General features: G+C 70.0%; 11 protein-coding genes. 6 read left to right on the forward strand and 5 right to left on the reverse strand.

The window, feature by feature from the left end; genetic code table 11:
• The first annotated feature begins 38 nt into the window (after positions 1 to 38).
• Both FDA94_RS22245 and FDA94_RS22250 read left to right on the forward strand, forming a co-directional pair.
• On the forward strand, positions 39 to 620 hold the full coding sequence (locus FDA94_RS22245; RefSeq protein WP_137249017.1) for an HNH endonuclease family protein: 582 nt from the start codon (positions 39 to 41) through the stop codon (positions 618 to 620).
• A gap of 74 nt (positions 621 to 694) precedes the next feature.
• A complete protein-coding gene (locus tag FDA94_RS22250; protein WP_137249018.1) occupies positions 695 to 1126 on the forward strand; it encodes an ester cyclase in 432 nt (143 codons plus the stop codon).
• On the opposite strand, the gene FDA94_RS22255 is transcribed toward FDA94_RS22250, so the two are convergent.
• Positions 1123 to 1854, reverse strand: a complete 732-nt coding sequence (locus FDA94_RS22255; RefSeq protein WP_137249019.1) for a GDSL-type esterase/lipase family protein — start codon at positions 1852 to 1854, stop codon at positions 1123 to 1125. The genes FDA94_RS22250 and FDA94_RS22255 overlap by 4 nt on opposite strands.
• 49 nt (positions 1855 to 1903) lie before the next feature.
• Between FDA94_RS22255 and FDA94_RS22260 the strand changes: the two genes are divergently transcribed.
• Complete coding sequence (locus tag FDA94_RS22260) at positions 1904 to 3073, forward strand: cytochrome P450 (protein ID WP_246060088.1); 1170 nt, start codon at positions 1904 to 1906, stop codon at positions 3071 to 3073.
• A gap of 23 nt (positions 3074 to 3096) precedes the next feature.
• On the opposite strand, the gene FDA94_RS22265 is transcribed toward FDA94_RS22260, so the two are convergent.
• Positions 3097 to 4074, reverse strand: a complete 978-nt coding sequence (locus FDA94_RS22265; protein ID WP_137249020.1) for a polysaccharide deacetylase family protein — start codon at positions 4072 to 4074, stop codon at positions 3097 to 3099.
• 206 nt (positions 4075 to 4280) lie between these two features.
• On the opposite strand from FDA94_RS22265, the gene FDA94_RS22270 reads away from it, so the two are divergent.
• Both FDA94_RS22270 and FDA94_RS22275 read left to right on the forward strand, forming a co-directional pair.
• Entirely contained in the window at positions 4281 to 6293 is a 2013-nt protein-coding gene (locus FDA94_RS22270; RefSeq protein WP_137249021.1) for a cellulose binding domain-containing protein, read from the forward strand.
• A 123-nt stretch (positions 6294 to 6416) separates the two neighbouring features.
• Positions 6417 to 7250: a hypothetical protein gene (locus FDA94_RS22275; protein ID WP_137249022.1), complete on the forward strand. Its 834-nt coding sequence runs from the start codon at positions 6417 to 6419 to the stop codon at positions 7248 to 7250.
• 10 nt (positions 7251 to 7260) lie between these two features.
• Here FDA94_RS22275 and FDA94_RS22280 read toward each other — a convergent pair whose 3' ends face one another.
• The 3 genes from FDA94_RS22280 to FDA94_RS41150 are packed head-to-tail and all read right to left on the reverse strand — an operon-like array spanning position 7261 to position 10371.
• Positions 7261 to 8094: a shikimate dehydrogenase gene (locus tag FDA94_RS22280; protein ID WP_137249023.1), complete on the reverse strand. Its 834-nt coding sequence runs from the start codon at positions 8092 to 8094 to the stop codon at positions 7261 to 7263.
• Positions 8095 to 8127: 33 nt separating this feature from the next.
• The gene (locus tag FDA94_RS22285; RefSeq protein WP_137249024.1) at positions 8128 to 8769 is read right to left on the reverse strand and encodes a TetR/AcrR family transcriptional regulator; all 642 of its coding nucleotides are present in this window, start codon (positions 8767 to 8769) and stop codon (positions 8128 to 8130) included.
• Between the two features lie 24 nt (positions 8770 to 8793).
• Complete coding sequence (locus FDA94_RS41150) at positions 8794 to 10371, reverse strand: sugar phosphate isomerase/epimerase and 4-hydroxyphenylpyruvate domain-containing protein (protein ID WP_137249025.1); 1578 nt, start codon at positions 10369 to 10371, stop codon at positions 8794 to 8796.
• 120 nt (positions 10372 to 10491) lie between these two features.
• Between FDA94_RS41150 and FDA94_RS22295 the strand changes: the two genes are divergently transcribed.
• Positions 10492 to 11808, forward strand: a complete 1317-nt coding sequence (locus tag FDA94_RS22295; RefSeq protein WP_137249026.1) for an MFS transporter — start codon at positions 10492 to 10494, stop codon at positions 11806 to 11808.
• Positions 11809 to 11814 lie beyond the last annotated feature (6 nt).

Raw genomic sequence — 11814 nt, forward strand, 5'->3', positions numbered from 1 at the left:
GGACCACGGGGGCCCGGCGGAAACGTGAGGAATGACCGATGAGCTGGGTTCTGGCCGCATTGCTGCTGGCCGAGGTGCCGGGGGTGCCGACCGTCGCGGAGGTGCTCAACCGACTGGAGACGCTGGAGGTCGCCGAGGAGCGGAACGCCTCCACTTATGACCGTGTGCTGTTCCCCCACTGGTCGACCGTGGCCGGGACCTGCAACACCCGCGAGACCGTGCTCCGGCGCGACGGCTTCGACGTCGTCACCGACGCCGCCTGCCGCTCGGTCTCCGGCACGTGGCACAGCCCCTACGACGGCGGGATCTGGACCAAAGACTCCGACGTGGACATCGACCACATGGTCCCGCTCAAGGAGGCCTGGCGGTCGGGCGCCTGGGCCTGGACGACCGAGCAGCGCCGCCGGTTCGCCAACGACCTCGACGGGCCGCAGCTCTGGGCGGTGACCGACAACGTCAACCAGGCCAAGGGCGACAAGGACCCGGCCGCCTGGAGGCCGCCGAGGCGGGACTTCGAGTGCGTGTACGCGAAGTCGTGGATCGCCGTCAAGCACGCGTGGACGCTGACTCTGCAGGCCGAGGAGAAGACGGCGCTCCTGGACATGCTGCTCACCTGCTGAGGCAACGACTCGGGAAAAAGCCTTCAAACCGCTACGAAACGGTTGTTAGTTTCGGCGGAAGGGGGTGGTGTGCGATGACCAGTGCCCGGGAGCTCAAAGACCTCTGCATCGAGGCCTATAACCGGCACGACGTCGGAGGGATGATGCGGCACTTCGCACCCGCGGGTGTCCTGGTCACACCGGCGGGGATCCATGAGGGGCGGGAGCAGGTCGCCTGGTACTACGCCCACTGGTTCGCGGCGTTCTCTGATCTGAAGGTGACCGCGTGGATGTTGCCGACGGCCGACGACCCGGCCGTCACCGAGTTCACGATCACCGGCACCCATGACGGGCCGTTCCTGCTCAGCGATGGAGCGGAACTGCCCGGCACGGGGCGGCGGATCGCGCTGCGCGGGGTGTCGCTCTGCACGATCGAGGACGATCTGATCGTCACCGACCGCGACTACTACGACCAGTTGGAGCTCTACAGTCAGCTCGGGTTGCCGGTGGGGGTGGGGGTCTCCTAGAGCGCCGGGGCGGGTTTGCGCGCCTCGACGACCAGGGGAAACGGCCGGGGATAGGGGGCGCCCACGCCGAACTGGCCCGACAGCGTGTCGGCGAAGGCCGCCGCGATGCGGAGTTCGCCCTGGCCGTTGGGGTGGGTGCCGTCCCAGGTGTGGGCCGAGGCGACGAACTCGGCGTGGGTCGCGGCGATGACGATCGGGGAGCGCGCGGTCGTCATGTCGCCTGCCGTGAGGATCAACCGGCGGTTGAACTCCGACACGCGGGCGTTGAACTCGGGGTCGACGGAGGCCCGGTGGGTGTCGAGGACGGTGCCCAGGATGATCTTCACGTCGTGGTTGCCGGTTCTGGCGTTGGAGATGAAGGCCCGCAGGTTGGCCTCGTTCTGGTCGGCGGAGTGGCCGTACCAGAACAGGTCGTTGATCCCCAGCAGGACCAGCAGGTATTGCGGCCGGTGCGCGGCCACCTTCCGGGCGATCTCGGCCATCTCCAGGCAGTAGGGGCGGCCCCACTGGGCGTTGTGGTCGGGGTCGAAGTCGGGGTCGGCGTAGGTGGCGTCGCCGTCGCCGGGCTCGGGGGTGGCGATGGCGTCGAGGTCGCTCCGGGGGCCGACGAAGTCGAGGGTGACGTCGTGCTGCTTGAGGTGCTTGAACAGCCGGTAGCGCCAGGTCCAGTCGCCGCTGCTGCCGTGGCTGATGGAGTCGCCGACGATCATCAAGGTGACAACGCTCATAATCACTGAATGTAGCTGTATGAACACGGTTCGTCATTCAGGAGTTGTCATGCTGCCGCTGCACATGCGCCGCCAGGAGTTCGACCCGCACCCCGACCTCACCGGGCTGCTCCGCCAAGACGGGCTCGCCCGGGTCCCGACGCTCTACGGCGGACCGGAGGCGTGGCTGGTCACCCGCTACGACGAGGTCCGCGACGTGCTGCGCGACCCCGAGACGTTCAGCAACGCCCTCAGCCTCAACCTGCGCTTCCCCGACCTGCCGGAGCCCACGCCGGAAGAAGAGGTCCAGATGCGCGCGGGCGCGATGCTCATGATGGACCCGCCCGAGCACACCCGGCTGCGGCGGATGCTGACGCCCGAGTTCACGATGCGGCGGATCCGCCGCCTGGAGCCGAGGGTGACCGAGATCGTGAACGACCATCTCGACGCGATGGAGGCCAAGGGGTCGCCGGCCGACCTGGTCACCGACTTCGCCATGCCGGTTCCCTCGCTGGTCATCTGCGAACTGCTGGGCGTGCCCTACCAGGACCGGGCGGCCTTCCAGGAACGTACCGCCACGATGATGGACATCGCCTGCCCGCCCGAGAAGCGGCTCAGCGCGCAGCGGGAGGCCCGCGACTACATGGCCGACCTGGTCGCGCGGCACACCGCGACGCCCGGCGACGACCTGCTCGGGATGCTCATCCGGGAGCACGACCTGGAGATCGACGAGCTCATCGGGATCGGCGGGCTGCTGCTGATCGCCGGGCACGAGACGACCACGAACATGCTGGGCCTGGGCACCCTCGCCCTGCTGCGCAACCCCGGCCAGCTGGCGAAGCTGCCCGGCGACGTCGACGGCGCCGTCGAGGAGCTGCTGCGTTACCTCAGCATCCTGCACGCCGGGGTCACCAAGGTCGCCACCCGCGACGTCGAGCTGTCGGGCACGAAGATCCGCGAAGGCGAGGTCGTGATCGTCTCGCTCCCGGCCGCCAACCGCGACCCCGCCTTCGCCGCCGACCCCGACCGGCTCGACATCGGCCGGGAGAACCACGCGCACGTCGCCTTCGGCTACGGCGCCCACCACTGCCTCGGGGCGCCGCTGGCGCGCATGGAGATGCGCATCGCCTTCCCCGCGCTGTTCGCCCGGTTCCCCGGCCTGCGCGAGACCGAACCGGCCGCGCGGTTCCGCTCCCATCACTTCGTGTACGGGCTCTCGACGCTTCCCGTCGCCTGGTAGGCGGCGCCGAGAGCCCGAAACTTTCAGCCCACCCGGCAGGACACCGTCGGCCAGGTGCTGTTGCCGTTGCGCATGATTGTCACGCCCCAGTTGTTGCCGCTTCCGTTGGGCCGGGCCGTGAGGGTTTGCGCGTTCGGGTAGGACGCGGAGATGTTCCACGTCGAGCTGATCTTCGCGGGCGACGGTACGTTCATCGTCACCGTCCAGTTGCTCGAACCGCTCACCGAGACGTTCAGGTTGTAGCGGTCGGTCCACGACTGGCCCGCCGACAGGCTGGCCGTGCACGAGCCCCCGCCACCCGTCGGGGTGGGCGTGGGGGTGGGGTTCGGGCTCGGGTTCCCGCCGGTCGGGGCCACCGCGCGGCCGGTGCTGGGCGAGATCATGCCGGCGCACAGGTTGCGGCTCGCCAGGTTCTGGGCGATCTGCGGGACGGCGGCCACGGTGGTGGCGTACTGGTCGTGCATGAGGATGACCTGGCCGTTCTGCAGGCGGCCGGCCGCCTGGACGATGGCCGAGGTGCTGGCGCCGTTCCAGTCCTGGGAGTCGACGTCCCACAGCACCTCGGTCAGGCCGAGCTGCTGCGCGATCGAGCGCACGGTTCCGTTGGTCTCGCCGTAGGGCGGGCGGAACAGGCGCGGGGCGGTGCCGGTCGCCGACTGGATGGCGCTCTGGGTGCGGGAGAGTTCCGACTGGATCTGCGAGCTGCTCATCTGGGTCAGGTGCGGATGAGTGTAGCTGTGGTTCGCGACCCACATACCGGCGCTGACCTGGGCGCGGACCAGCGCGGGGTTGGCGGCGGCGTTCTGGCCGGTGTTGAACATCGTGGCCCGCAGACCGGCGTTGCGCAGCGCGTTCAGCAGGGTGTTGGTGTTCCCTCCCGGACCGTCGTCGTAGGTCAGGCCGACGTAGCCGGCGCTGCAGTCGGCGGCCTTCGCCGGGACGGAGACGAGCGCTCCGGCCAGGGCGACGGCCGCGGCGAGCATGATCGTTTTCAGACGCATCGCGGAACCTCCGGGTGGCACACAGGTGGCGGTTGGAGGTAGGGGAGCGCTACCCGAAGCACATTTTGAGAACGTGTGTCGAAAATTGTCAATGAGTAACAGAAAGTTTCGGGGGTTGACGCGGGCGGGCCGTCCGGCGCACGATCATCGTGCCTTCTGGTCAGGAGGAGGCTTCCCGTTCACCGCTCCCGAGCCAGGTGTTTGTGATGCCGAAAATCCTCCTGCGGGCTGCGTCGGTGCTGCTGCTGACGCCGCTCCTCGCCCCCACCGCCGCCCATGCCGACCCGCCCGCGCCCGTTCCGGTGACCGTTCCGGTGACCGTGAACGCCAGGGCGGGGCTCGCCGTCGTGCCCGAAACGGGTATCGGCGCCAACCACGCCATCTGGGACACCACCCTGGGCGCCGGCGACACGGCCGACCTGCTCAAGGACGCCGGGGTGCAGCTCGTGCGCTACCCGGGCGGGTCCTACTCGGACATCTACCACTGGGAGACCCACACCGCTCCCGGCGGCTACGTCGCGCCCAACACCGACTTCGACACGTTCATGGCGGGAGCCCGGCGGACCGGCGCGGTGCCGATGATCACCGCCAACTACGGCACCGGCACCGCCGAGGAGGCCGCGGGCTGGGTCGAGTACGCCAACGTCACCAAGGGCTACGGCGTCAAGTACTGGGAGATCGGCAACGAGAACTACGGCAACGGCCGCTACGGCACCCCGTGGGAGGCCGACAACCGCGCCGACAAGAGCCCGGCCGAGTACGCCCGCCAGGTGGTCGCCTACGCCGACGCGATGAAGGCCGTCGACCCGACCATCAAGATCGGCGCGGTGCTGACCACGCCGGGCGAGTGGCCCGACGCCATCACGGCCTCCGGTGACGCCGGGCCGTGGAACCAGGTCGTCCTCACCAACGCCGCCGCGAAGATCGACTTCGTCATCCTGCACTGGTATCCGGGCGCCACCAACCGGACCGACCGCATCGCCGACATGCTCCAGCTCGCCAAGGAGCAGGTCGCCCGGTACACCGGCCGCTCCGACATAGGCATCGCCATGACCGAGTTCAACACCGGCAGCAGCGCCAACGGCGCGACCACCCAGCCGGGCGCGGTCGCCGCCGCCGACTCCTACGCCCAGCTGCTCGCGGGCGGGGTGTTCTCGGTCGACTGGTGGAACGTCCACAACGGCATCGGCGCGGTCAGCCAGGTCGCCGGCCACACCGACTACGGCGACTTCGGCCTGCTGTCGAGCGCCGGCTGCACCAGCGACGGCACGGTCTGCGAACCGGCGTTCAACACGCCCTTCGCGCCCTACTTCGCGCTGCAGATGATGAGCAGGTTCGTCCGCCCCGGCGACCAGTTCGTGAAGGCGACGACCGGCGACCCGTCGGTGGTCGCGCACGCCGCCCGCCGCCCCAACGGCGACCTGGCCGTCATGCTGCTGAACACCTCCCACGACACCGCCCACACGGTCAGCCTCGGCTACCAGGGCTTCACCCCGTCGGCCGCCGCCCCCACCGGCTGGCTGCACACCAACGGCGCGACCGCGCTGTCCACCACGCCGTCGACGACCCTCGCGCCGCTGTCGATGACCACCTTCGTGGTCAAGACGGCGTCGAACCCGGCGGGCCTCCCCGGACGCCCCGGCCAGCCGGTCGTCTCGGCCGTCACCGGCACCACCGCGACCGTCACGTGGCCCGCCGCCACGGCCGGATCGCGGCCGATCAGCAAGTACGAGGTCCACAACCAGGCCGGCGGCCAGCTCGGCGAGACCCCCGGCACCACCCTGAACCTCACCAACCTGGTCCCGAACACGCGCTACGTCGTCAACGTGATCACCCGTGACGCGGGAGGCGGCACCTCCCGCCCGTCGGTCGCGCTGACCTTCACCACCGGCAACCCCGCCCCGGGCGGCTGCAAGGTGACCTTCACCGACGCGTCGAACTGGGGCAACGGCTACGTCGGCTCGCTCGACATCACCAACCTGGGCGACCCGATCGACGGCTGGACCCTGACGTTCACCTGGCCGCGGACCTGGCAGACCCTCGGCAGCGGCTGGAACGGCACCTGGACCCAGACCGGCCAGACGGTGACGGTGACCAACGCCGACTTCAACAAGACCGTGGCCACCGGAGCCACCATCAACATCGGCTACGTGGGGAACTACTCCGGCCCCAACATCTATCCGACCGGCTTCAAGCTGAACGGCCGCGTCTGCGGCTGACCCGCGCCGGCCGGGCCGCCCGGAGAACCCGGGCGGCCCGGTCCGGCCGCTGACGCGGAGCGTATCCGCGGCCCGATGAAATGTGGCGGGCATGGCGGCTGACGAGGAACGGATCACGGCTGAATGAGGCGTCTGGTGGTGGTGCTGGCCCTGATGGCGAGCACGGGAAGCTCGGCCGAGTCCGACATCGTCTACCTGGTCAAGAACCGCGACCAGACGCTGACGGTCCGGGACACCGACGGCGACGCCGTCACCGGCGACATCCCGCTGCCGGTCGGGGACAGGGGCGTCCGCGTCGTCGCCGCGGACGACGGCTTCCACGTGGTCGCCGAGTCGGCGGACTGGCGGGAGGACCGCTACTTCCGCCTGCGCGCGCCCGACTACGCGCTGGAGCCGATCGACGCCCGCGCCGCACACGGCCTGACGATCACCCGCGACGGGACCAAGGCCGCCTACATGACCGGCACCTACGAGGATCCCTCTCTCGTGCTCCGCGACCTGCGCACAGGCCGTGAGACGGCCACGAAGTCGACCCCCGTCTACCGGATGACCTGGACCCCCGACGGGAGCCGCCTGCTCCTGTCGATCTTCCCTCCCTGCGACGACACGTCCGACTGCCTCGGGCCGGAACAGCTCAAGTTCCACGACTCCGACCGCCTGCTTGGGTCGTTCGACTATCTGACCGCAGCCCCGGTGATCACCGGCGGCCGGATTCTCGTCGCCCTCCCCGACGGAGTCATCGAGCACTACTCGACGACCGACGGCAGGCTCCTCGACCGGGTCAGGACTCCGTTCAGGATCACGCAGCTCTCCGTCCGGGGTGACCGCCTGCTGATCGTCGTCGGGGGAAACCCGACGCGGCACGGCGGAGCCCGCCTCGTCACCGGGCCGCTGACCGGCGGCGAGTGGCGCGACCTCCCGTGGGACGCCGCCACCATGGAGACCGCCGCCTGGTGACCGGGGGTGCTCAGATCAGTTCGGTGAGGTGGGCGAACATCCGGTCCACGTCCGGTTCCACCCCCGTGAACAGCCGGAACGACCCGGCCGCCTGAAAGACGACCATTCCGCTCCCGTCGAGGGTGCGGCAGCCGAGCCGCCGGGCGTGCTTGAGCAGGTCGGTCTCCAGCGGCCGGTAGACCACGTCGGCCACCCACAGGCCGGCGTGCAGCAGGCCCGGGTCGAGGGGCGTGCCGGGGTGGGCGGCCATTCCGATCGGGGTGACGTTGACCAGGCCGTCGGCGTCGGCCAGGAGGGCGGGCAGGTCGGCGGGGGCGGCCGCGCGCAACCGGTGGCCGGCGAGGTCCGGCGGGTTGAGGCGGGCGGCCAGTTCCGTCGATCGGGTGGGGTCGACGTCGACCACGGTCACCCGCTCGGCCCCCAGCGTCAGCAGGGCGTGCGCGACGGCCGCGCCCGCGCCGCCCGCGCCCAGCTGGACCACGTGCCGGGTGGCCGCGCCGGGCAGGCCGCGCCGGAACGACTCGGCGAAGCCCGTCCAGTCGGTGTTATGGCCGGTCGCCCGGCCGTCGCGGAGGACCACGGTGTTCACCGCGCCGAGTCTGGCCGCGTCGGGTGACAGGGCGTCGAGGTGGTCGATCACGGTCTGCTTGACGGGGTGGGTGACGTTGAGGCCGTCGTACAGGGAGAGTCGGGCGGCCCGGATCAGGTCGCCGATGGGCTCGGTGAACTCGATGCGGCGGTAGAGGTAGCGGAGGCCGTGGTGGTCGGCTTCGCGTTCGTGGAGGGCGGGGCTGAGGGAGGGGCCGATGCCTGCGCCGATCAGCCCGATCAGGTAGGACGTCATCACGGTCCTCCTATGTACGAACTAGTGAGTTACTTATACACCAGCACCCTTGAGATAGGCCACGACCATTTCGCCGACCATGGTCCGCAGCCGTTCGCGGTGTTCCGGGGCGGTCATGTCGCGCCCGAAGAGGGCGCCGAAGGTGTGCTGGTTGGCGACCCGGAAGAAGCAGAACGAGCTGATCATCATGTGGACGTCGATCGCGTCGGCCTCGGTGGTGAAGTCGCCGCTCGCATGGCCCGCCGCGAGGATGCGCGAGATCAGGTCGAGCACCGGGGCGCCCAGGTTGGCCAGCGCCTCGGACTTGCGGATGTGCTCGGCCCGGTGGACGTTCTCGATCGCCACCAGCGCGATGAAGTCGCGGTGGGCGTCGTGGTGGTCGAAGGTGAGCTGGGCGAGGGTGCGGATCGCCTCGACCGGATCGAGGTGGTCGACGTCGACCGTCTTCTCGACCGCCCTGACCTCGGCGTAGGCCTTCTCCAGCGCGGCGATGTAGAGCTGCTCCTTGCCGCCGAAGTAGTAGTAGATCATCCGTTTGGTGGTGCTGGTCAGGTCGGCGATCTCGTCGACCCGCGCGCCGGCGTAGCCGCTGCGGGCGAACTCGGCCATCGCCACGTCGAGGATCTCGGCGCGCGTGCGGTCGGCGTCGCGCTGGCGGTCCCCGGGGATGGACATTCGGCTCCATGAGGTGGGCGGGATCTACTCGGGCCTCATTTTATGGCCGTGCTGCGCCGCCAGCCTGACAGGTGTGTTCGCCGCTCCATAGCCGGAATATCCGCCGATGCGCTGCACCACCTCGAAGAAGACCCGCCCGATCGTGGCCGTGTAGAGGTGCAGGAACTCGCCGTCGTCCGCGCGGTCGTACAGGACGCCGGTGCCGCGCAGGTCGGGGGCTCCTGGGAAGCGGGCGTCGAGGTCGTCGTAGTAGTTGCCGGGGATGCGCAGCGGCGGCTCGCCGGCCGCCGTGAGCCGCCGGGCCATGTCGACCACGTCGTCGCAGGCGACGGCGACGTGCTGCCACGGGACGCTGGAGGGCGTGTCGGCCATGTTGAGCGCCACCATCACCCTGCCGCCGGCGCCGGTCATGGCCCGGCTGCGCACCAGCCCGTAGGGATCGGGCAGCTCCAGGCTCTCGTGCGGACGCAGCCCCAGCACGCACCGGCACCACAGCGACGCCTCGGCGAAGGGGGCGGTCAGCGCCACGTGGTCGATGGTGGAGTCGCCCGGTCCGGCCGGGCAGAAGACGACGCGGGTTCCGTCGGGAACGTGGGCCGGGGCCGACAGGGCCGCCACGTGCGCGTCGGCCGCCAAGGGATCGGGCGTGGCGATGCCGACCGCGCGCAGTTCCGCCGCGTCGCCGCCCTCGACGAGCCGGGCCCGGTCGAAGCCGAGCACCTCGACCAGGCGGCGCAGCCGGTCGCCGTCGGGACCGGTGGCGAGTTCGACATAGGCGAAATCGGTCAGCTCGGGCGCGGTGCCGTCCTCCAGGAAGCGCAGCGAGAGCATGGCGTCGGCGGCCGTCCGCACCGGATCGGAGCGCCGGAAGACGTCGTTGAACACCTCCAGCGAGAGGGGCCCGCGATATCCGGCGTTCCGTACGTGCTGCGTGAACCCCGCCAGGTCGAAGTCGCCCTGTCCGGGGAAGCAGCGGTAGTGCCGCGACCACTGGAGGGTGTCCATGGTCAGCCGGGGCGCGTCCGCGAGCTGGAGGAAGAAGATCTTCTCGCCGGGGATGGCCTCGATGCCGCCCGGATCGGTGCCCTTCGACAGGATGTGGAAGCTGTCGAGGCACACCCCGAGCGCCGGATGTCCGGCCATCCGGACGATCCGCCACGACCGCAGGTAGTCGTCGACGTGACGGCCCCAGGCCAGCGCCTCGTAGGCGATCCGGATGCCGTGTTCGGCGGCCCGCTCGGCCAGCACGCGCAGCTGCTCGGCCGCCAGGGCGTCGTCGTCGATCGCCTGCGGCGACACGTTCGAGCAGACCAGCAGCAGGTCGGCGCCGAGCCGGTTCATCAGCCGGAACTTGTGCTCGGCCCGCCGCAGGTTGGCGGCGAGCCGGTCGGCGGGCACCGCCTCGAAGTCGCGGAACGGCTGGTAGAGCTCGACGCGCAGACCCAGGTCGGCGGCCATGCGGCGGATGTCCTCAGGGGAGAGCGGGCAGGCCACGAGGTCGTTCTCGAACAGCTCGAACCCGTCGAACCCGGCCGCCGCGATGGCCGTCAGCTTCTCCGGCAGCGTTCCGCTCACGGAGACGGTCGCGATCGACTTCCGCATGGGCCCTCACAGATAATGTACGAACTAGTGAGTTATTTGATTCCATCATCTTGACACGCCGATGGTGCGAACGCAGCATTGCGGCCACACGTTATGAACTATCCAGTTAGGACAAGCTTCATGACCCAGGCCACCCCCCGCCGCGCCGCCGTCGCCGCCTGGATCGGCAGCGCCCTGGAGTACTACGACTTCTTCATCTACGGCAGCGCCGCCGCGCTGATCTTCTCCAAGGTCTTCTTCGACGACTCCGACCCCGCGACCGCGACGCTTCAGTCGCTCGCGTCCTTCGGCGTCGCCTACGCCGCCCGGCCCGTGGGCGCGCTCATCCTCGGCCACATCGGCGACCGGTTCGGCCGCCGCCGGATCATGGTCTTCACGCTGGTCCTGATGGGGGTGGCGACGTTCCTGATCGGCTGCCTGCCGACCAGGGAGCAGATCGGCGGCCTCGCGCCCGTGCTGCTGGTCGTGCTGCGCATCCTCCAGGGGCTGTCGGCGGCGGGCGAGCAGGCCAGCGCGAACTCGATGACGCTGGAACACGCTCCGGAGAACCGGCGCGGCTACTTCACCAGCTTCACCCTGAACGGCACCCAGTTCGGCCAGATCCTCGCCACGCTCGTCTTCATCCCGGTCGCGGCGTTGCCCGAGGAGCAACTGCTGTCGTGGGGCTGGCGGGTGCCGTTCTGGTTCAGCGTCGTCGTGGCGGTCGTCGGCTACTTCATCCGCCGCCACCTCGACGAGACCCCGGCCTTCCAGGCGCAGGTCGACGACGGCTCGGTGCCGCGCATGCCGCTGGCCGAACTGTTCCGCACCCACTGGACCGACGTGCTGCGCGTCGTCGGCGCCGCCCTGATCGCGACGGTCAGCACCATCTTCACGGTGTGGGCGCTCAACTACGCGACCAGCGACGCGATCGGCCTCGACCGCGCGGTCATGCTCTGGGTCGGCGTGGCGGCCAACGTGGTCGCGCTCGGCGCGATCCCGCTGTGGGCCCGGCTGTCCGACCGCATCGGCCGCCGGCCCGTCTTCCTGGTCGGCGCGATCGGCAGCCCGATCATGATCTTCGCCTACCTGGTCGCGATCAACTCGGGCAACTACGTCCTCATCTTCCTGGTCGGCTGCCTCTGCTTCGGCGTCGTCTACTCGGCGTCCAACGGCATCTGGCCCGCCCTCTACGGCGAGATGTTCACCACCCGCGTCCGGCTGTCCGGCATGGCGATCGGCACCCAGATCGGGTTCGCGGTGGCCGGCTTCGCGGTCGCGTCGGCGGCCGGGATCATGACCGACGACGGCTGGCTCGGCCTGCAGGGCTGGGTCGGCGTGGGCATCTTCACCGCCGTCCTCTGCGCGGTCAGCGCGATCTCCGTGCTGACCGCGAAGGAGACCCACCAGGTGCCGACGGCCGACCTCGGGAAGAAGAGCCCGGCCGCCGTCGCCTGACCCCGT

Origin of the sequence: Herbidospora galbida, assembly GCF_005233835.1 — a bacterium.
Taxonomy (GTDB): Bacteria; Actinomycetota; Actinomycetes; order Streptosporangiales; family Streptosporangiaceae; genus Herbidospora; species Herbidospora galbida.